Genomic DNA, 20,315 nt, shown 5'->3' with positions numbered 1-20,315 from the left:
GAGCTTAGTGTCGCTCGTCGCCCTGCCGATGCCGGCGAAACCAGGCCCAGGTCTCGCGCGTCGTTCGGATATAGCCGCGGCCGCGATAGACGATTTCGCCGTCGACGATCTCGTTCAGTTTCGGCAGCGCGTGAAACGGGATCGAGGGATAGGCGTGATGCTCGACATGATAGGGCATGTTCCACGCGAACCATTTGACGATCGCACCGGTATAGGTCGTCCGGGTGTTCTGGAAGGCGCTGCGCGTCCGCTCGCAGCCGGTGTGCTCGGCCAAGAGATAGGGCCGCAGGAAGAATTGCCCGATGACCAACGGGACGATCCAGACCCTGAGCAGCAGCGCAGAGGAGAACCACAGCGAGAGCGCGAGCAGCAGGACATAGAGGGCGGCATAGACGCGCGCTTCGGTCACGATAATTGCGCGCTTGCTCTCGGGGATCCAGGGCACCGTGACCTTGCCGGTGACGGCATGGCCGAGCATCAGCCGGAGGCGGCCCGCAACCTGGAGCAAGCCGCTATAGGCGAGCGCGAGCTGGGTGTCGGATTTCGGCTTCACGCCGACGATCAACTCCGGGTCCTTCTCGGGATCCTGGGTGTAGCGATGATGGTCCCAGTGGAACAGGCAGTAATATTCGTAGGGCTGCCCGATGATGAAGGCCGAAAGATAGCCGACCGCGAGATTGAGGCCACGGCTCTTGAACGCGGTCTTGTGCGCGGTCTCGTGCAACGCCACGAACAGGAAGGCGACGAAATAGCCCTGTACCACCATCAGCGGCAGCGCCCAGAGGACGCCGTATGTCGCGGTAACCTTCCAGATCAGCACGCCGACCAGCACAACCACGCCGTAATGGCAGAGGCTGCGCGTGGCGCCCTGGAGATTGGAGCGGACCGACAATTCGCGCAGCATTGCCGGTGTCAGCGGCTTCAGGCGATGGCCGGACTCTGAAACGGTCGCGTCAGTCATGATCGGATGCCTGCCTTACCTGTTGAGGAGTTCTGCGATCTCGGCCCTGAGGAAAGCCTGGTCACGCGGATTGTTGACGGGGTTGCCGGCGCGATGGCCATACAGCGACGGGATCGGGTGCAGCACAGCGGATTTGGCGTTGATCAGCTTGCCGAGTTCGTCCTCATTGTCGCGGACATCGAAATAGCGATCGGTCGCGCCTGGCATCAGCAGCATATGCGCCTTGATCGCGCCGAGTGCGCGATCAACATCGCCGCCGAATGTCGCGCAGCGGCTGATATCCCCGTTCTGCCAGATGCCCACCTGCGCCAGCAGATCGTTGGCGTCACGGCGGGCAAACGCGGCGTCCCATGCACGGACGAGGTAATCTTCGAGCGATGTGAATCCAGCCTCGCGCCAGAGCTCGTCGCGATAGAAGCCGTGCGACATCGCCCAGCCTGCATAGACGCGCCCCATGGCGCGATAGCCGGCAACCGGTCTCTCGACGAAGCGGCCGTCGCGGAACGCGGGATCGCCAGTGAGCGCCGCCTTCACGCTGTCGAGGAAGACATGATTGTAAGGCGCGCAGCGGGCACTGCCGCAGACGACCGCAACCCGCTCGACCATATCAGGATGCAACGCCGCCCAGTGATAGGCCTGTACGCCGCCCATCGACCAGCCATAGACCAGCGCAAGTTTTGTGATGCCGAAGCGCTCGGCAAGCAAGCGGTGCTGGACCGCAATGGCGTCGTGATAGGTGAGTTGCGGGAACGGCCCGGCCGTGTTCGACGGCGAGGACGACAGGCCGTTGCCGAACAGGTTCGGGATGATGATGAAGTAACGCGTGGGATCGAGCACGCCGTCGGGTCCGATCAGCCATTCGGTGTCGAAATGCTGCGCGCTGAACGAGGTCGGATAGAGGATGACGTTGTCCTTGGCGGGGCTCAACGTGCCATAGGTCTGGTAAGCGAGCTTAAGAGCGGGGAAGACGGTACCGGATTGAAGCGTGACGTCCCCGGCCTCGAATATCTCGTAGTCGCGCTGCGCCGTCATGGACCCAATTCCCGCTCGCGCGGCCGCAGAGCGCGCCCGCCGAAACGACGATGCATTGATCGTGCCGGACCGGCAAACGCATCGTTGCGTCGCGCCTGATAACTGTACTTATAGTACAGTTATTTGATTGAGGCAACGGGAATTCTGGCCACAACGCGTCAGGCGATCGCAGCGATGTATCGCGCCACCGACGCCGCGAATGCGGCCTTGGCGCCTGAGGCGATGTTGCGGCCCCACCACGCGCCGTAGATGCGATCGAACGCAAGCGGCTCGACAGCGGCTGCGATCCGCCGCACCGCGGCGGCATTGAGCGGCATGTAGTTCGGATAGGAGTACATGAAGCTGACGAAGCGGCGATCCATTGTCACCTGCGCGATGTCGCCGGTGAGCAGCGCGCCCTTGCCGCCCCCGCCGCACACATGGTGCAGCATGGTCGCGCCCGCGAAATGGCCGCCGGTGCGCAACAGCAGAACGTCATCGGAGATGCGATGATGATCGCCGGTCCAGTGCACGATCGAAGCGTGCTGCCGCGTCACCCACTGGCGATCGTCGGCGTGCAGATAGACCGGTACACCTCCGAATGCCTCGCTCCAGTCGGCGAGCGCGCCATAGTAATGCGGATGCGAGATCGCGATCGCCTTCAGCCCGCCGAGCGAGTGCACATGGGCGATCGCCTCCGGCGTCGCCAGCGGCACGCAGTCCCACATCACGCAGCCCTCCGCCAGCGGGACCAGCAGCGCGCGCTGACCGATGGCAAAACTCGGCTCCAGCCCGATGCCGGCCATGCCGAGATCGTCTCGCCAGACGACGCGGTGTCGTTGCGCCAGCGCCTCGCGGGCAAGGAAGGTCTGTCCCTTCCAGTTCACGAACTGCCGTTCATCCTCGCAGATCGGACAAGACTCAGGTGGAAGTCCGCGGTCGGGAAACTGCGCGCCGCAGGTTTCACATGTCCAGAGAGGCATGGCTCGTACTCCGGATGCGATCCGGCCTCCCTCACGAACGGGAGGCCAACGATGTCAGCCGAACTCCACCACGATCTTGCCGAAATGGCCACCGTGCTGCATCAGCCTCAAGGCCTCGGGTACGGCGTCGAAGCCGAACACGCGGTCGATCACGGGTCTCATTGCGTTGCGTCCGACCGCGGCCGCCATCCCCTCGAACATGCGGCGGCTACCGACCGACAATCCGATGATTTGCAGGTTCTTGGAAAACAGGGTCGGGATCGCGATCTGCTGCGAGAAGCCTGAGAGCACGCCGATCACCAGAATGGTCCCTCCGACCCGCGCCGCTTCGAGCGATTGCGCAAAGGTGTCCTTGCCGCCGACCTCGACGACGTGATCGACGCCGCCCCCCGTCCACTCCGCGGCCGCCTTGCCCCACTCCGGCACCGAACGATAGTTGATGGTATGGTCGGCACCGAGCGCACGCGCCCGTTCCAGCTTCTCGTCGCTCGACGACGTCACGATCACGCTCGCGCCGGCAAGCTTTGCGAATTGCAGCGCAAAGATCGACACGCCGCCGGTACCCTGCACCAGCACGGTGTCGCCGGGCTGCACCTTGGCTTCCTCGAACAACGCACGCCATGCAGTGAGCCCAGCGCAAGGCAGCGTCGCCGCCTCCTGGAAAGAGAGATGCAATGGAATGCGGCTGACGCCCTCGGCGTCGAGCAGCATTACCTCCTGCAACACGCCCGGCCGCGTACCGCCGAGCGCGTAGCGGCGGCTGGTCGCCGAGACCTTCCCGTCGATCCATGACTGGAAGAACATCGGACAGACGCGATCACCGGCCGCGACACGGGTAATGCCCTCGCCGACGGCGATCACCTCGCCCGCGCCATCAGAGAACGGAACCAGCGGTAATCTGGAAACGCCGCCCTTGCCTTGGATCGTGAGCAGATCGCGATAATTCAGCGACGCCGCGTGCATCCGCACCGTGACCTGGCCAGGACCGGGCGCGGGCTCTGGCAGATCGGCCAACTCCATCCCCTCGATCGACCAGTCGCGTGCGACCTGCCAGACTTTCACGGCGATTGCTCCGCCTCAGGTGCCAAAATTCTTCTGGATCGCCTTGTCGAGGGTATCAGCCCCGACGAAGCGCTGGCGCAGCTCGCGCTTGAGCAGTTTTCCGCTCGGGTTCTTCGGCAGGCTGTCGACGAAGATGACGCGCTTGGGCACCTTGAAATGCGCCATCTGGCCGGCGCAGTGCTTGATGACGGATTCTTCGTCGAGCTTTTCCCCGGTCTTGACCACGACGATCGCGGTCACCGCCTCGATCCAACGCGGATCGGGCAGGCCGACGACGGCAACTTCTGAAACCGCCGGGATGCGATAGACCATCTCCTCGACCTCGCGGCTGGCGACATTCTCGCCGCCGGTCTTGATCATGTCCTTGACGCGATCGACCACGGTGATGTGGCCCTCGTCATCGACGGTGGCGAGATCGCCGGAGTGAAACCAGCCGCCGGTAAACGCCGCCGCAGTCTTCACGGGATCGTTGTAATAGCCGGAGAGCAGATGCGGCGAGCGGTGCACGATCTCGCCAACTTCGCCGACCTTCACATCCTCCATCGCCGTGTTGACCACGCGCGTCTCGACATTGACCACGGGCTTGCCGGCCGAGCCAGCCTTGCGCAGCTGGTCCTCCGGGCGCAGCACCGTCGCGAGCGGCGCGATCTCGGTCTGGCCGTAGAAGTTCCAGAACTTGACGTTCGGCAAACGGCGCTGCAGTTCGAGCAGGACCTCCACCGGCATGATCGAGGCGCCGTAATAGCCCTTCTGAAGCGTCGACAGATCGGTCTTGTCGAAATTCGGCGAGCGCAGCATCGCGATCCAGATCGTCGGCGGCGCGAAGAAGGAGGTGATCTTGTGGGCCTGGATCAGCGCCAGGACGTTGTCGGCGGTCGGCTTGCCCGTGATCACGCCGGAGGCACCGAGATAGATTTGCGGCCCCAGGAAAACATCGAGTTGGGCGCAGTGATAGAGCGGCAGCGCGTGCATGAATTTGTCATCCACGCTCATGCCGCCGTCGATGATGCAGCTGACATACTGCCACATCACGGCCTCATGGGTCAGCATCGCGCCCTTCGGCAGCGATTCCGTGCCGCTGGTGTAGACGATCTGCGCGAGGTCGCGACTGTCGACGGACGCCTCCAGGTACGAGCCGTCGGCATGCAGGAGGTCGTCGAAAGTGGTGAGGCCCGCGGGCGCCGTGGCGGGTTCCTCGCCCGGCAGCCAGATCATCTTCTCGACCGCACAATCCCTGGCGCTCGCCGCGCGCGCGGGTTCGACGAAATCCGGCCCCGTCGCGAGCAGCTTTGCGCCAGAACTCTTCAGGATGAAATTGATCTCGTCCGGATTGAGCATGAAGTTGATCGGCACCAGCACCGCGCCGATCCGCGCCAGCGCGAAGCGCAGTGCGGCGAAAGCATGCGAGTTGCGGGAGAGTACCGCAAAACGGTCACCCTTCTTGACGCCGAGACCGAGCAGGCCGCGGCCGAGCCGGTTGCAGATGGCGTCCATCTCGGCAAACGTCCAGCTGACATTACCGCAGCTCACCGCGAGCTTGTTCGGCTCACGGCCCGCGGATCGGCGCAGGATATCGCCGATCGAATGCTCGCGCGCTTTCGAGATGGTGGCTGCAGTTTCGCTCGACATTTCCGTCCCCCGGGAATTTGCAATCTGCGTGAGGACGATCCTGGACGCTCGTCAGGCTATCGCTCTTGCGCATTCGAGTTTGCGTAAAGCGTAGTCGGCGCAATCTGCCGCGTCAAATCAGCAGAAGGCATGGCGCCGTCACGCAAGAATTGACGCCCTCAAGAGGCAAATCTAGGCTGGGGCCCAATTATAAAAAAGGGGGAAATGTCCATGTACCGGATCAAGCACGCCGCTTCCGCGGCCGGGCTGCTTGCCGCGCTCGCCATCAGTCCGTCGTCCGCCCAGCAGACCCCGCTCAAGATCGGCGTGCTCTCCGACTTCTCCTCGGTCTATTCCGATATCGGCGGCCAGGGGAATGTCGAGGCCACCAAGATGGCGATCGAGGATTTTGGCGGGCAGATGTTCGGCAAGCCGATCGACATGGTCGCAGCCGACGTGCTCAACAAGCCCGACATCGCCTCCACCATCGCCCGCAAATGGTGGGAGACCGAGGGCGTCGACATGATCATCGACCTGCCGACCTCGGCCACCGCGCTCGCGGTGATGGAGCTGTCGAAGCAGTACGAGAAGATCATGATCGTGACGGATGCGGCGAGCTCCGACATCACCGGAAAGTCCTGCTCGCCCTATACCGCGCACTGGACCTACGACACCTATTCCAACGCTCACACCGTCGGCAGCGCCATCGTCAAGAACGGCGGCGACAGCTGGTTTTTCCTCACCGCCGACTACGTGTTCGGCCATTCGGTGGAGCGCGACACCTCCGACGTCGTGAGGGCGGCCGGCGGCAAGGTGCTCGGCAGCGTCAAGCATCCGCTCAATACGGCCGACTTCTCGTCCTTCCTGCTCCAGGCCCAGGCCTCCAAGGCCAAGATCATCGGGCTTGCCAATGGCGGCGGCGACACCATCAATGCCATCAAGCAGGCCGGCGAGTTCGGCATCGTTGCCGGTGGCCAGAACCTGGCTGCGATCGTGATGTTCATCTCCGACGTGCACAGCCTGGGGCTGAAGCTCGCGCAGGGGCTGATCATCACCGAGGCCTATTACTGGGATCTCAACGACAAGACCCGCGCCTTCGGCAAGCGTTTTCAGGAGCGCGTCAAGCGGATGCCGACGATGAACCAGGCCGCGACCTACAGCGCGACGCTGCATTATCTCAAGGCCGTGCAGGCTGCCGGCACCAGGGACACCAAGACGGTGATGGCGAAGATGCGTGAGCTGCCGGTGAAGGATGCCTTCACCGACAACGGCATCCTGCGCGAGGACGGCCGCATGGTGCACAGCATGTTCCTGTTCCAGGTGAAGAAGCCCGAGGAATCCAAGGCCCCATGGGACTATTACAAGCTGCTCGCCGAGGTGCCCGCCGACCAGGCGTTTCGGCCGCTGAAAGACGGCGGTTGCCCGCTGGTGAAGTAAGTTCGCACCGGCATGGACTTGCCTCGCATCACGAGGCAGGTCCAGCACATTGCGCACACGCACAAATGCGAGCGAGCGCATTCCCGGAAAATCCATTTCGCCCCTTTTCCGATGCCCTCTCTCTGCGCTAGGAATGACGACAAGGGCGAGAAGCCCACGCCTGGACCAATTGGCAACGCCAAGGGGTCTGGGAAGAAATTTGGGGAGGCAGCGTGAATCTCGCGCGCCGACGACTCTGGACCAATGCGTTCCCGACGGAAGCGCTGTGCACGCGCAGCCTCGAACGCTATCGCGCCCCCATCGGCGTACAGAGGCAGCCCCACGCCGTCGCAAGTCTCCGACGAATCGCAAGCGCCTCTCTCAGGCTCTGCAATAAGCAGGGTGCCCCCGCACTGCGCCGGCTCGGCGAGGTTGCGGCAGCGTCGACCGAGTTGCTCAAGACACTCTCCCAAGCTCTTTCAACGCCACGACAGATGGCGAATCGATAGCCCGCAGGAAGGATCGTGCGAATGAAGCATTTCCGATTTAGCCAACAGGAGATCGTCTTCGTCGTCTTTGCCGGGCTGTTCCTGGTGTTTTCGATCTTCCTGCGTGGCTTTCTGACGACCGACAACATGCTGACGCTGCTCCAGAACGTAGCAGTGCTCGGCATTCTCGGCTTGGCCATGGCGATCGTCGTGATCGGGCGCGGCATCGACATCTCGCTGATCGCAGCGCTTGCGGTACCTCCGGGGCTGGTCTTGCAGATGGTGCAGAACGGTCACTCGCTGCCGGCTTCGCTGCTGACCGCCGTGCTCCTCACGATTGCCTTCGGCCTCGTCAATGGCTGGCTGATCGCCTATGCGGAAGTCCCCTCGCTATTTGCGACGCTCGCAACCGGGCTTCTCCTTGCCGGTCTCGGGCAGACCGCATTGTTTCAGCTCGACGTCGTGCAGTGGAGCCCCGGTATGGACGGCTTCGAGAAGCTCGGACAGGGAACGATCCTCGGTATCCCCACGTCGATCGTGATGTTCGCGATCGCCTGCGTTGTGGTCGCGTTCCTGCTGCGCCAGACCCGATGGGGTGCCTACATCTATGCGATCGGCGACAATCCTTTCGCCGCGCGGGTCACCGGCATTCCCTCCCGTCCGATCATCGTCCTCCAATACGTCATCACAGCCCTGATCGGCTGCTTTGCCGGCCTCGTGCTGGCCGCGTCCGTCAATTCGATGCCGACCCGCATCTTCAACTCGACGCTCATCTACGACGTCATCCTGGTAGTCGTGCTCGGCGGCATCGGCCTGTCAGGCGGACGCGGCGGGGTGCTGAACGTCGTCATCGGGACGCTCGTGATCGGCACGATGCTCAACGGCATGACCATCATGGACATCTCCTACGCGGGGCAAAATCTCATCAAGGGCGTGGTGCTGCTGCTCGCCGTCATCACCGACTCCTTCCTGAATCCGCGCAATGAAGAAACGGCACAACAGGGCGACATCTGAACCACCGATAACAACGACAACCATAACCAAGGAGGAAGCCATGAAGCACTTCAGCAGCCCGACAAAGGCAATCGTTGCCGCACTGGGTCTCGCGGCAATGACCGCACCGGCGCTGGCCCAGCAGGGCTTGGACGAGCCGTTCCAGAAGCCGTTCAAGGAAGCCCTGGCCGGCAAGACCGTGGCCTACGTTCCGGTCGCGATGAACTTCGACCTCACCGAGGGTTGGTATGCCGGCCTGAAGAAGGAGCTGGAGCCGTTCGGCGTCAAGTTCGTGATCCGCGATGCCAACTGGAACACCAATGCCGGCGCGCAGGCCGTGACCTCGCTGATTTCCGAGAAGCCGGCGGTCATGGTGGTTCACAATCCTGATGTGCAGACTTACGCAAAACTGCTGCAGCGCGCCGAGAACGAAGGCATCTACGTCATCCAGATCAACATGGGCTCCGCCTATCGCAGCTCCGCCTTCGTCGGCGCCAATTGGGTCGAGATCGGCGAACGCCAGACCGAAGCCGTGGTGAAGGCTTGCGAGGGCAAGTCGAACAAGATCGCAATCGTGCAAGGCGCGCTTTCGGCAGCCGCCAGTGCCTATACGCTCAAGGGCGTCGAGAACGTTCTCGCCAAGCATCCTGAAGTCAAGGTGGTGTCGAGCCAGGCCGCCGACTGGGACGCCGCCAAGGCCAAGGCAATCACGCAGACGGTGCTGAAGCAGAACCCCGATCTCTGCGGCATCGTCGGCTTCTGGGACGGCATGGACATCGGCACAGCGGCGGCCGTCAAGGAAGCCGGCCTCACCGGCAAGGTGTTCTTGGCAACCTCCGGCGGCGGCGAACGCAAGGGCGCATGCGAGCTGGTCAAGTCAGGCGCGTTCGATCTCAACATGAGCTACGACGTGCCGACGCAAGCCGCACAGATGGCGGGCACGATCAAATGGCTACTGTCCTCGGGCGCCAAGCCCGGCTCGATCAAGGGCTCGGAATACACGACGCTGATTCCGATCACCAAGGAAAATGCCGATAGCCAGACTGCATGCTGGAATCTCAGCGACCTCAAGAAATAGCTCTCACACCGCAAGACTCAGACGTCCCGGGCCGCTTCACGCCCGGGACGCCGTCCCGAAACTTGCAAGGTCCTGGAATGCCGATGCGCGATACTCTGACGAGCCTGCGTTACCGCTACTGGCCCGACCATCTCCTCGGTGAAATCCTGTCCAAGCGATGGACCGAGACGGCCATCCCGGTGATCCTTCTCCTGATCATCGGTCTCGCGCTCAGCCGATCCATCGACAACTTCCTGTCGCCGGCGAGCCTCGCCGACACCGCGCGACAGGCCGGAGAGATCGGCTTCATCGCGCTCGGGCTGGCACTGGTGGTCATCGTCGGCGGCATCGATCTGTCCGTCGGCTCGATCTTCGCGCTCACTGACTTCTGTGCGCTCTATTGCCTGGACGTGCTGGGCTGGCCGGTGCCGGCGGTGGTGGCCGTGACGCTGCTCTGCGGCGCGCTGCTCGGCGCCGTCAACGGCGTGCTGATCGGATATCTGCGGCTGCGCGCCTTCATCACCACGCTGATCACCCTGATCATCTACCGCTCGGCCTACGATCTCCTGATCCAGCGCTATTCCAACGCGATCGCGTCGGCCTTCCCGGACATCCCGTCCTGGGATTTCATCGGCGCCGGCTCTGTCTTTGGCGTTCCAACCGTGGCGCTGGTCTATATCGTCATCGCCATCTTCGGCCATATCTTCCTGACGCGCTTGCGTCCGGGCTGGCATATCACCGCGATCGGCGGCTCGCGCCGCTCGGCTTACAATTCCGGCATCCCCGTTCGTCGCACGATCGCGCTCTGCTACGTCGCAAGCGGCGTACTGACCAGCATCGGCGCGCTGTTCTTCGCCTCCCGGCTCGGAACCGTCGGCGGCGACATCGGCGTCGGACTCGAAGTGATCGTGCTGACCGCGACGGTGCTCGGCGGCATCACGCTCGGCGGCGGCAAGGGCTCGGTCGCCAAATCGGCGGTCGGGGTGCTGATCGTGCTCCTGATCACCAATGGCCTGACCACCATGAACGCGCGCGGTGGCGTCAATCGGATGGCGCTGGCCGGCATCCTCCTCGTCGCCGCGATGGTCGATATCCGCTGGCAGAAGAACCGAACCCGCATCATCAGCAAGGTCTATGTCGCGCCGACCTACCATTCCCTGCCGCCGCCACCCTCCACCGAGATCGGACAAGGCGGCCCGTTCGAGCAGAACGACAAGCTGCGTAACGTCGAGTCGATCGGCCTCGGCCGCATCGAGGCGCCGGAAGACGTCATCCTCGATCGCCACGACAATCTTTATGCGGGCTCCCGCCACGGCGACATCATCCGCTTCCTCGCCCCCGACTATCAGAAGATGGAGGTGTTCGCCCATATCGGCGGCCAGCCGCTCGGCATGGCTTTCGACCGCGCAGACAATCTCTATGTCTGCATCGGCGGCATGGGGCTTTACCGCATCACGCCTGACGGCACGGTCGAAAAAGCCACTGACGAAACCAACCGCAGCATGCGATCGGTCAACGACGATAGCCGCCTGCGGCTGGCCGACGATCTCGACATCACCGACGACGGCCTGATCTTCTTCTCGGAAGCGACCGTGCGTTATGAGATGGACGAGTGGCCGGTCGACGGCTTGGAGGCGCGCGGCAACGGCCGCATCATCTCCTACGACACCAAGACCGGCGCCACGCGCACGGAGCTGCGCGGCCTCAAATTCCCGAACGGCATCTGCGTCGCCAGCGACGGTCAGTCGATCCTGTTCGCCGAGACGTTTGGCTGCTCGATCAAACGTTACTGGTTCGCTGGGCCCAAGAAGGGTGCGGTCGAGGTGGTGATGGATAATCTGCCGGGCTACCCTGATAATATCAACCTCGCCTCCGATGGCAATTACTGGCTGGCGCTGGTCGGCATGCGCAGCCCCTCGCTCGACCTCGCCTGGAAGATGCCAGGCTTCCGCCGTCGCATGGCCAAGCGCGTGCCGGTGGACGAATGGCTATTCCCCAACATCAACACCGGCTGCGTGGTCAAGTTCAACGAACAGGGCAAAATCGTCGAATCGTTCTGGGACCTGCGCGGCGAAAACCATCCGATGATCACCTCGATGCGCGAGCACCGCGGCTATCTCTATCTCGGGGGCATCCTCAACAACCGGATCGGCCGCTACAAGCTCGACAATGCCGATCCGAACTTCGTCCAGTATGACAACCGGTGGGGGAAGCAATCGTGATCGCCGCCGTCAGGGAGTTCGCCAACCGCTTTCTCGGGCGCGGCGACGCCACCATCACCGTGCCGTCCTTTGACGGCGCATTGAGGCCAAACCAGAAGCTGGAATCAGCCGAGACGTTGCTCATTTGCGAGTCGCCGGAGGATCTCGCCACCGATGGACGCAACCTTTTCATTGCGGATGGTCAGCGACTGATTAGGCTGGATGGCGGCACGGCATCGGAAGTCCGCAGCTTCGAGCGGCCGATCTCGGCGCTGTGCGCCCTCCCAGGCGGCGGCCTTGCGGTCGCGCTCGGAGGACGCGAGGTTCATCTCTACGCAAGCCCTTCGGCCGAACAGCCGAGCGTGACATTCGCCGATGCCGCCTTCAGTGCGGTCAACGCGTTGGCGCCCGCGGACGACAACACGGTCATCGCGACGGACGGCTCGGCGACATGCGGCGTCGACGACTGGGCGCGCGATCTGATGGAGCTGAACCGGACCGGTCGCGTGTTCAAGCTGGACCCCGCCAGCAAAAAAATCACTGTGCTGGCGCAAGGGCTCGGCCATGCCTTCGGCGCCTGCGCGCATGGCAATGGTGTGCTGGTCAGCGAGAGCTGGCGCCACCGTCTCGTGCTCGTTACACCGGGTTCAGCGCCGCGCACCGTACTCGCTCACCTGCCCGTCTATCCGTCGCGACTATCGAAGGCCTCGGGAGGCGGCTACTGGCTCACCGCCTTCACCGCGCGCACCCAGCTCATCGAGTTCGTGCTGCGTGAGCCGGCCTACCGGCGGCGCATGATGGCCGAGATCGATCCCGCCTACTGGGTCGCGCCGCGCCTGCGCTCGGGCCTCTCCTTCAAGGAACCGATGCAGGGCGCGCACATCAAGACCATGGGCGTCATCAAGCCGTGGGCGCCGCCGCGCTCCTACGGCATCGTCATTCGCCTCAACGCCGAAGGCCAACCGCTTTATTCGCTGCACAGCCGGGTCGACGGCGTCAATCACGGCGTTGTTGCGGCGATCGAGATGGGCGGCGATCTCGTCCTGATCGCGAAGGGGCCAGGCCGCGTGCTGCGGCTGCCGCTGGCCGGCCTCGCCGAGGAGTTTAGCTCATGAGCGACATCGCACTCTCGCTGCGCAAGGCGACAAAGCTCTATGCGGGCGTGCCCGCCATCGACGGGGTCGACTTCGACCTCCGCCGCGGCGAAATCCACGCCCTCGTCGGCGAGAACGGCGCCGGCAAATCGACCCTGACCAAGGTGATGGCGGGCGTGGTGGCGCTGACGTCGGGCACTATGACGGTCGACGGCGCTGACGTCGCGCCAAGGACGCCGCTGGAGGCGCGCAATCTCGGTATCGCCATGGTGTTCCAGGAGAACAGCCTGGTGCCGACCATGACAGTGGCGCAAAACCTGTTTCTCGGGCAGGAGAAGTTTTACAATCGCCTGCGCGGCATCTACATCGCCGCGCAGCAGTTTTTGCAATCGCTCAATTTCGACGTCACCCCAACCGCCACCGTCGGCGGGCTTGGAGCTGCCAAGAAGCAGATGGTGGAGATCGCGCGCGCAGTCCTGCATCGCGCCAAGGTCATCATCTTCGACGAGCCGACGGCATCGCTGACGCCGGAGGAGAAAAAATACTTCTTCGACCTGGTCCGCGATCTCAAGAAGCGCGGCGTCTCGATCGTCTTCATCTCGCATGCCCTGGAAGAGGCCCTGCTGCTCGCCGACCGCATCACCGTGCTGCGTGACGGCAAGCACGTCGTGACCGACGACGCCGCCAAGTTCGACCGTGCGGCGATCATACAGGCCATGGTCGGGCGCGACCTCTCCAACACGCTCTACGGCGCACGGAAGAGCAATGTGCGGCCGGCCGGCGCGCGCGTGCTCACGGTGCAGAACCTCAAGATGGCGCCGATGGTGAAGAACAATTCGCTGTCGGTGTTCGCGGGACAGATCACCGGCGTGTTCGGCCTCGTCGGCGCCGGCCGCACCGAGACATTCAAGATCGTCTCCGGCGTGCTCAAGCGCGACTTCTTCCATGGCGGCGAAATCCTGCTGCACGACAAGCCGGCGCGCTACCGGGTGCCCGCGCCGGCGGTGAAGGCCGGCATCGCCTATGTCACCGAGGACCGCAAAGTCGAGGGCTTCTTCGAGACGTCCTCGATCGCGCGCAATATCTATCTCGGCCTGCTGGCGAAGTTTCCGGAGGGACGCATGCTGATGTCTCGACGGGAAACCGAGGCGGTCGGCAAGAGCTGGATCGAGAAGCTCAGGGTTCGCGCCATCGGCGACCACGCCAAGGTGGTCGAACTCTCCGGCGGCAATCAGCAGAAGGTCGTGATCGCCAAATCGCTGGTGCAGGAACCCGACTTGATCATCTTCGACGAGCCGACCCGCGGCGTCGACGTCGGCGCCATCGTCGAGATTCACGAGCTGATCAATCAGCTTGCCGACGAGGGCAAGGCTGTCGTGGTCATCTCATCCTACTTGCCCGAAATCATGGCGCTCTCCGACCGCATCCTGGTCTCGCGCCAGGGCAAGGTCGTGGAGGAATTCTCCGCGCTGGACGCGACGGAAGAGAGGATCATGTACGCGGCGATCCACTGAGCATGGGGTCTACGGCTTTTTCCCTTTCTGCCGCAGCGCCTCGATCAGGCGCTGCTTCAATTCATCGGCGGCCTTCTGGCTGACGTCCTGGCCGATCTGCGCAGCTGCCTGCGCCAGCGCATCCGACTTCTCCAGGAATTTTCGGCCCGCTGGCCCGCCGTAGAACGTATCGATCTGGCGCAGCTCGTCGACGGTGAAGCTTTGAGCATAGAGCGCGGCGATCTGGTCGGTCATCGAAGCGAGGTACGGCGCGTAGATCTCGGCGCCCGGGGCCGTCATCGCGTCGTAGTCGCGCTCGATCTCCGGCCTGTCCTGCGCGACCACCGGCCGGAGCTTGAGCAGGAGCTGCGGCAACTGCGCGCGATACTGATCCGCGATCTTCAAGGTGACCACGAGCTTGCGCGCCGCATTCATCGCCTCCGGCGAGGGCGTTTGCGCGGATGCACCGCAAACCAGCAACAGGAGAGTGCCGGCGATCATCAACAAGCGTCTGGGCATTGACCTCTCCACTGGACCTCTCCATCGGACCTCTCCACGAGAATGCGGGCTGGCGATGCTTCAATGACCCGCAGGCAGCACGGTCACGATGGCGGCCGGATCGCTCTCGATTGCAGCCTCCTCGACATCCGTCACCTTCACGAACAGGTTCGGCACCCGCTCGGCACGATCGAGCAGCCACGCCGCGCCGACCATGATGACGATGCCGACGAGGGAGACGGCGAGCTGCTCCCACGTGCCCTTGGTGTACTGGGTCAAGATCCAGTGCGCCGAGAACGACAGGAACACGCTGAGGCAGAAGATCGGCAGCGAATGCTGGCCGCAGAGGATGGCGGGGCGCAGCCAGCTCGTATGGAGCGGCTTCCATCTGCGCGGGACGAAATGGGTCACCCAGATCGCCAGCGCCAGGAAATGCGTGAAGCGCAGCATGTCGAGGTCGGTCTTGTCGATCGGGTAGATCGCCTTGATCATCCATTTCGGGATCAGCGCCTCGAGCGCAGGGATGTGCCAGGTCATCACGATCACGAGCGCGAAGGCGATCCACGCCGCGGCCACGCCCATCACCGCCTTCGACCACACCCATTTGGCGATCTTGTCGATCTGGCCAATACCGCACCAGGCGGCAGACACGAACATCAGCTGCCAGCAGAACGGATTGAAATACCAGGTCGTGCCGGGCGGGTAGGAGGCGATGTTCCAGTCGAACCAGCGCGACAGCACATAAAGCACCACGGAGCCGGCAAGCGTCAGGTTCGGCCGGCGCACCAGGCCCCATACGATGAAGGGCGCGGCGAGCACCAGCGTGATGTAGAGCGGCAGCACGTCGAGATTGACCGGCTTGTAGCGAAGCGAGAGCGCCTGCCCGATCAGAATGTCCGGATGGTCGAGAAAATTGTGAACGTTGAACTCGTCCGCATACATCGGATTGTCGAAGCGGCGCGCGGTGCGGGCGATCTGCGCCGTGAACAACAGGAACAGCATGATGTGGGCGACATACATCTCGGCCGCCCGCCGCCACAGCCGCTTCAGCGCGGCGACAAACCAGCCGCCGGCGACGATCGGTCCATAGATCCAGCCGACCAGATAGCCGGAGATGAAGACGAAGAACTCGGCGGCGTCGCTGAAGCCGTAATTGCGCAAGGTCAGCCAGGCCACGACGTCGTGCGGGATGTGATCGAGGAAGATCATCCACAATCCGATGCCGCGGAAGAGGTCGAGCCGCAGATCGCGCTCGACCGGCGCCAACAGTGCTGACTGGTCCCGTGTGGTCATGGCCCCGCCTCTTACCGTGGGCGTCGCGCCGTCGCGGCGCCGGCAAAATGGAATGCTAAAAAAAGTAAATCAAAAGTCACCTGACCCTGCGGCCCGTCACAACGGTAGCCGACCTCAGCGTCCGCGCAAGGGTCTTCGTCACACGCCGCCCGCGGCGTCCCGAAGCGGCGGCCAATCAGAAATGTCGAAACAACCCCATGCACAGTAGAAGCGATTTCGTAAGTGCTTGCTTTTCCTGCGAAACTCGAATGCCCCGTTAGACCATCGAAATCGTCTACGACGGTAGGATCGTACTCCCATGAGGTATAAGGGTCAGGTGAGCTCGCCGCCGCGCGCGAGCGCCTCGTTCAGCATCGCCTCGGCCTTGTGCTGAAGCGGCAGCGCGCCGCTTTCGGAAGCGATCGCGATGCTGGCGCGTAGCGCAGCAAGGATGGACGCCTTGTTGTCCTCGCTGGAGGCCGGCGTCACCACGGCCTCGCCGAACAGGGCCTCGGCCTCGAGGCCTGAAAACCCCTGCTGGCGGGCGGTGTTGCGCGCCTCGCGCAGCATGTTCTGCGCGGCATTGATGTCGCCGAGACGCCAGGTGGCGAGCGCAAGGTAGATCGAGCTGCGCAGCACCGCCGAGGTATAGCCGACCGTCTTCGCCTCCTCGCGCGCCTCGGTCAGCATGCCGCGCGCCCTGTCGAACAGCCCCTGCTCCAGATAGGCGATGCCGAGATGACAGGCGAGCACCGGTACGAACAGCCGGATGCCGTGCTTCTGCGCGAGGACGAAACCGTCTTCGAGGATGGCGGCGGCCGCGGCTGGTTCGTTGCGGCCGAGCATCAGCCAGCCGCCGCTATAGGCGGCGGCGACGCGATCATAGGGGCGGTTGGTCTCTTCCGCGATCGCGGCGGCCTGCTGTTGGAGCTGCTCGGCAAGATCGAGTTCGCCCATGACGGTGTGGGTGATACTGTTCATCATGCAGCACAACAGCAACGCGTATTTCGGGGTCGAGCCAAAGGGAGCACTGGCCTCCGGCCCCGACAGTTGCGCACAGGTCCGCGCGAAAAACTGATCGGCCTCCTGATAGCGCCCGGCAAGAAAATACACCTGGCCGAGACCGTATTGTGCGGCATTGAGCCAGCCTGGATTGCCCCACTCTTCCGCTAGGCGAACGACTTTCTCGCCGAGGATGACCGCTTCGATCGGTGTCCCGTAGAAATTCTGTGCAGCCGCCATGACCGTCATAGCCGCCACTTTCCGTCCGATGTCATTGATCGCATCGGCGCGACGCTCGGCTTCCTTGCCGAGGTTCAGCCATTCGGAAATCTGGCCGGACGCAATGAACGCCGCGCGAGCCTCAATGCGAATATCCACGGCATTCGCTTCCCTTGCGTGATTGGCCGGCGTCATGTCCAGAGATCTCATCGCGGTCTCGAAATAGTCAGCCGCATCTGTGAATGCCGACCGCGCCAGGCATCTTCTTGCCGAGGCCCTCCCGTAACTGAACGACTTGTCCCAATCCTTGGCCCGCGTAGCGTGATAGCAGAGCTTGTCGGGATCGTCGGCACTGCCTTCGCTGCCCTCCAGCGCCGAAAGGACGCGTGCATGAATGTCTTCGCGCACCTTTTCGACCATCGAGTCGTAGGTGACCTGCCGGACCATCTCATGCCGGAACTCCAGCGAATTTTCCAATTCGCTATCGATCCTGACAAGCAACTCGGCACGATCGAGCGCTTCGAGGCAACCTTGTAGAACCTCGTCAGACAGGGCTGCAATCTTCCCCAGCATAACTTGGCTCGATCTCGGCCCCAACGTGGCTGCGACCTGCAGAAGAGATCGCTCTCGCTTCGACACTCGATCGAGACGCGCTGCAATAACACCCTGGATGCTGGAGGGAATGCCAAGCTCGTCAATTGGACGCACGAGCGCAAGATCGCCCCATTGGCCGCGAAGCGTGCCGCTATCTTTCAATCCGCGACAAACCTCTTCGATGAACAGAGGAACGTTGGCAGTATGAGAAATGATCCGGCTCTTCAAATCGGCATTGGTCTCGGAGGAGCCGAGCATGTCCGCCAGCATGGCCAACCCCGAATCGTCGTCGAGGGGCCGCATCGCGACGATCTCTGCGTGGCAGCGCGCAATCCAAACCGGCATCCCATTCGGTCGCGAGGTGAAGAGCACGAGAAGACCGGGCGCCTGTAGCGAAGCAATGGCGGCCACGACGACGTCGCTTGCCCGGTCAATCCAATGCAGATCTTCGAGCAGAACCACCGTTTGCTGGCGATTGGCCAGGTTTCCGACGATCGCACAGCTTGCATCGGAGATCGCTCGTCCCCGCGCATGAGGCTCCAGCTCGTCCCAGTGCGGATCCGATATCGGCAGATCGAGGATCGCGTCGAGCGCGGATTGCTGGATCGCCGACAGGTCTTTCCTGGGATCCCCCGGACTGCCAGGGTCCTTCGCTGCCGCCTCCATCGCCGACAACAGGATCCGCTTGAGCGTGCTGAAAGGCGCACCCTGAAGGTTCGGGCTGGACTCGGCGTCGATCAACCGCCAGCCATCGGCCTTCAGTTCCTGGGCAAACTCATGCGCGAGCCGCGATTTTCCGATACCCGCATCGCCAAGCAGCAGAACCGTCTGCCGGCCAGCCTTGGCGTTTCCGGCGGTACGCTCCAGTAGCCCCCGCTCGGCAGTGCGATCGACAAAGCGAGAGACGCTGCGTGCCCGCCGCACCCGCCAACTCGACAGGTCGCTCGCCCCCACGATCCGGTAGACCGGCACGGGCTGATTGAAGCCGCGCAGGGACTTGCCACCGAGCGCTTCAAACCGGACATGGCCTTCGGCGAGCTTTTGACAGGCTTCCGAGGCGTAGATCTGGTTCGCCTCGGCCGCCGCCTCCAGTCGCGCGGCCAGATGCTGGGCCGCACCACCGATCTCGTAGACCTTGGAGAACTCACTGGCGACCATGTAGGCGACGACGTGACCGGAGTGGAGGCCAACCCGCACCTGAAGTCCTGGGTCACCCAGGCCAGCAACGCGCCGGACAAGCTCGATCGCCGCGTGGCAGGCCATGGGCGCGTGGTTGTCGTCCGCGATCGGGGCGCCGAACACTGCGGCAAGCCCGTCGCCCAGCTCCTTGCTGACGATGCCCCCAAACTGCCGGACCGCCCCTCTCATCGCCGCCAACGCCGGCTCCAGGCGTGAGACCGCCTCCTCCGGGTCGAGCTCGGCAACGAGCCCGGTGGAATCGATTACGTCGGCCCGGAGAATGGTGACAAACCGCCGTTCGCTGTCGGGGTCGGAGCGGCGCACGCCGGCACCGCAATTGGGGCACCGACCGTTGCCTGGGTCGATCGTCGACTGACACGCCGTGCAAAACATTCCCGTGCTCTCAAGACTTTGCAGCGGCAACGTCGGTCGGCCCTGCGAACGGTGGCGATAAGATCGCTTATGAGGACCTGCTTAGCAACGGGGCATGCTGTTCATCCTGGGCATAGAGCCCCTGAACCGGTTGCCGATCTGGACGATTCACAGTCGCAGGTGGTAGCTTGCCAAGAGCCGCGCGAAAAAGTTGCTGCGAACGAAGAGCCGCGAGGCTCTTGTTCTCGCCTTCAACCTTCGTAGAGCTGCATATTTCCCAGGGAAGCCAAGCACTCACGGAGGGGCAAAATACATGGGCATGGTAGTCTATACTGGTAAGCCGTTTAAAGACCTCATGAACAGCAATTACTACCCGCTGGCGAACATGAAGAAGAGCGTGGCCAAGCTCAAGGCATCGGACGACATCGACCTGCCGACCCTGGAATACGGCCAGTATCACCTGATCTTGAACCCGCCATCGAAATGGCCGCAAGGCAGCGCCAAATACTGGCACAAGGAGAAGGGCCGGGCCCGCGTCGACCTCAGTACCCAACCTAACACGGTCCCGCTGTCCAAGGACGAGCCCGGCGTCATCCCTCTGACCCGCTGCGATCTGCTAGATGCCTGCGTCCGGAAGTGCTTCAACTCCGAGCCGCCGATCCCGATGAAGACCAACATCATCGCCCACGCGCCGAGCGATGCCTATGCCCACCGGCACGAGATCCGGCTGGAGTGGGAGTACAAGAAAGGCTCGGACAAGCCGACGCTGCTCCATCTGACGATGGTCTGTCCACACCGAGGTTGATCGCCAA

The 20,315-nt window shown here is 63.2% G+C and carries 15 protein-coding genes; 7 read left to right on the top strand and 8 right to left on the bottom strand.

The window, feature by feature from the left end; all coding sequences use genetic code 11:
* Window positions 1-4 precede the first annotated feature (4 nt).
* From BMW89_RS28995 to BMW89_RS28975, 5 genes are all read right to left on the bottom strand, one after another.
* Window positions 5-961, bottom strand: coding sequence for a fatty acid desaturase (locus BMW89_RS28995; RefSeq protein WP_092031827.1), 957 nt, complete (start codon window positions 959-961; stop codon window positions 5-7).
* Between the two features lie 15 nt (window positions 962-976).
* Entirely contained in the window at window positions 977-1,993 is a 1,017-nt protein-coding gene (locus BMW89_RS28990) for an alpha/beta fold hydrolase (RefSeq protein ID WP_092031824.1), read from the bottom strand.
* 158 nt (window positions 1,994-2,151) lie between these two features.
* A complete protein-coding gene (locus tag BMW89_RS28985) occupies window positions 2,152-2,955 on the bottom strand; it encodes an MBL fold metallo-hydrolase (RefSeq protein WP_092031821.1) in 804 nt (267 codons plus the stop codon).
* Window positions 2,956-3,009: 54 nt separating this feature from the next.
* Window positions 3,010-4,017, bottom strand: coding sequence for a zinc-dependent alcohol dehydrogenase family protein (locus tag BMW89_RS28980; protein WP_092031818.1), 1,008 nt, complete (start codon window positions 4,015-4,017; stop codon window positions 3,010-3,012).
* Between the two features lie 15 nt (window positions 4,018-4,032).
* Window positions 4,033-5,646, bottom strand: a complete 1,614-nt coding sequence (locus BMW89_RS28975; RefSeq protein ID WP_092031814.1) for an acyl-CoA synthetase — start codon at window positions 5,644-5,646, stop codon at window positions 4,033-4,035.
* A 210-nt stretch (window positions 5,647-5,856) separates the two neighbouring features.
* On the opposite strand from BMW89_RS28975, the gene BMW89_RS28970 reads away from it, so the two are divergent.
* The 6 genes from BMW89_RS28970 (at window position 5,857) to BMW89_RS28945 (ending at window position 14,388) form a co-directional block, all read left to right on the top strand.
* A complete protein-coding gene (locus BMW89_RS28970) occupies window positions 5,857-7,062 on the top strand; it encodes an ABC transporter substrate-binding protein (RefSeq protein ID WP_092031811.1) in 1,206 nt (401 codons plus the stop codon).
* A 509-nt stretch (window positions 7,063-7,571) separates the two neighbouring features.
* Entirely contained in the window at window positions 7,572-8,543 is a 972-nt protein-coding gene (locus tag BMW89_RS28965) for an ABC transporter permease (RefSeq protein WP_092031806.1), read from the top strand.
* A 40-nt stretch (window positions 8,544-8,583) separates the two neighbouring features.
* Window positions 8,584-9,600: a sugar ABC transporter substrate-binding protein gene (locus BMW89_RS28960; RefSeq protein ID WP_092031802.1), complete on the top strand. Its 1,017-nt coding sequence runs from the start codon at window positions 8,584-8,586 to the stop codon at window positions 9,598-9,600.
* A 77-nt stretch (window positions 9,601-9,677) separates the two neighbouring features.
* Window positions 9,678-11,801, top strand: coding sequence for an ABC transporter permease (locus BMW89_RS28955; protein WP_092031798.1), 2,124 nt, complete (start codon window positions 9,678-9,680; stop codon window positions 11,799-11,801).
* On the top strand, window positions 11,798-12,895 hold the full coding sequence (locus tag BMW89_RS28950; protein ID WP_177196393.1) for a hypothetical protein: 1,098 nt from the start codon (window positions 11,798-11,800) through the stop codon (window positions 12,893-12,895). Before BMW89_RS28955 ends, BMW89_RS28950 begins: the two co-directional genes overlap by 4 nt.
* Window positions 12,892-14,388, top strand: coding sequence for a sugar ABC transporter ATP-binding protein (locus BMW89_RS28945; RefSeq protein WP_092031791.1), 1,497 nt, complete (start codon window positions 12,892-12,894; stop codon window positions 14,386-14,388). The genes BMW89_RS28950 and BMW89_RS28945 overlap by 4 nt, the downstream gene beginning before the upstream one ends.
* Before the next feature lie 9 nt (window positions 14,389-14,397).
* Here the strand turns inward: BMW89_RS28945 and BMW89_RS28940 are convergent, their stop codons facing one another.
* From BMW89_RS28940 to BMW89_RS28930, 3 genes are all read right to left on the bottom strand, one after another.
* The gene (locus tag BMW89_RS28940; RefSeq protein ID WP_092031787.1) at window positions 14,398-14,886 is read right to left on the bottom strand and encodes a DUF2059 domain-containing protein; all 489 of its coding nucleotides are present in this window, start codon (window positions 14,884-14,886) and stop codon (window positions 14,398-14,400) included.
* A 60-nt stretch (window positions 14,887-14,946) separates the two neighbouring features.
* Window positions 14,947-16,158, bottom strand: coding sequence for an OpgC domain-containing protein (locus BMW89_RS28935; RefSeq protein ID WP_092031784.1), 1,212 nt, complete (start codon window positions 16,156-16,158; stop codon window positions 14,947-14,949).
* A 312-nt stretch (window positions 16,159-16,470) separates the two neighbouring features.
* Window positions 16,471-19,524 carry an ATP-binding protein gene (locus BMW89_RS28930; protein WP_092031781.1) on the bottom strand — a complete coding sequence of 1,018 codons (3,054 nt, stop codon included), beginning with the start codon at window positions 19,522-19,524 and terminating at the stop codon, window positions 16,471-16,473.
* A gap of 292 nt (window positions 19,525-19,816) precedes the next feature.
* On the opposite strand from BMW89_RS28930, the gene BMW89_RS28925 reads away from it, so the two are divergent.
* A complete protein-coding gene (locus tag BMW89_RS28925) occupies window positions 19,817-20,308 on the top strand; it encodes a hypothetical protein (protein ID WP_092031778.1) in 492 nt (163 codons plus the stop codon).
* Window positions 20,309-20,315 lie beyond the last annotated feature (7 nt).

Origin of the sequence: Bradyrhizobium sp. OK095 (genome assembly GCF_900109945.1) — a bacterium.
Taxonomy (GTDB): domain Bacteria; phylum Pseudomonadota; class Alphaproteobacteria; order Rhizobiales; family Xanthobacteraceae; genus Bradyrhizobium.
This window is presented reverse-complemented; position numbering and strand designations above follow the sequence as displayed.

Excerpts from the sequence above, each read along its gene's own strand:
- BMW89_RS28995 (WP_092031827.1), bottom strand. The coding sequence starts at position 961 with ATGACTGACGCGACCGTTTCAGAGTCCGGCCATCGCCTGAAGCCGCTG.
- BMW89_RS28990 (WP_092031824.1), bottom strand. The coding sequence starts at position 1,993 with ATGACGGCGCAGCGCGACTACGAGATATTCGAGGCCGGGGACGTCACG.
- BMW89_RS28985 (WP_092031821.1), bottom strand. The coding sequence starts at position 2,955 with ATGCCTCTCTGGACATGTGAAACCTGCGGCGCGCAGTTTCCCGACCGC.
- BMW89_RS28975 (WP_092031814.1), bottom strand. The coding sequence starts at position 5,646 with ATGTCGAGCGAAACTGCAGCCACCATCTCGAAAGCGCGCGAGCATTCG.
- BMW89_RS28970 (WP_092031811.1), top strand. The coding sequence starts at position 5,857 with ATGTACCGGATCAAGCACGCCGCTTCCGCGGCCGGGCTGCTTGCCGCG.
- BMW89_RS28965 (WP_092031806.1), top strand. The coding sequence starts at position 7,572 with ATGAAGCATTTCCGATTTAGCCAACAGGAGATCGTCTTCGTCGTCTTT.
- BMW89_RS28960 (WP_092031802.1), top strand. The coding sequence starts at position 8,584 with ATGAAGCACTTCAGCAGCCCGACAAAGGCAATCGTTGCCGCACTGGGT.
- BMW89_RS28955 (WP_092031798.1), top strand. The coding sequence starts at position 9,678 with ATGCCGATGCGCGATACTCTGACGAGCCTGCGTTACCGCTACTGGCCC.
- BMW89_RS28945 (WP_092031791.1), top strand. The coding sequence starts at position 12,892 with ATGAGCGACATCGCACTCTCGCTGCGCAAGGCGACAAAGCTCTATGCG.
- BMW89_RS28940 (WP_092031787.1), bottom strand. The coding sequence starts at position 14,886 with ATGCCCAGACGCTTGTTGATGATCGCCGGCACTCTCCTGTTGCTGGTT.
- BMW89_RS28935 (WP_092031784.1), bottom strand. The coding sequence starts at position 16,158 with ATGACCACACGGGACCAGTCAGCACTGTTGGCGCCGGTCGAGCGCGAT.
- BMW89_RS28930 (WP_092031781.1), bottom strand. The coding sequence starts at position 19,524 with ATGTTTTGCACGGCGTGTCAGTCGACGATCGACCCAGGCAACGGTCGG.
- BMW89_RS28925 (WP_092031778.1), top strand. The coding sequence starts at position 19,817 with ATGGGCATGGTAGTCTATACTGGTAAGCCGTTTAAAGACCTCATGAAC.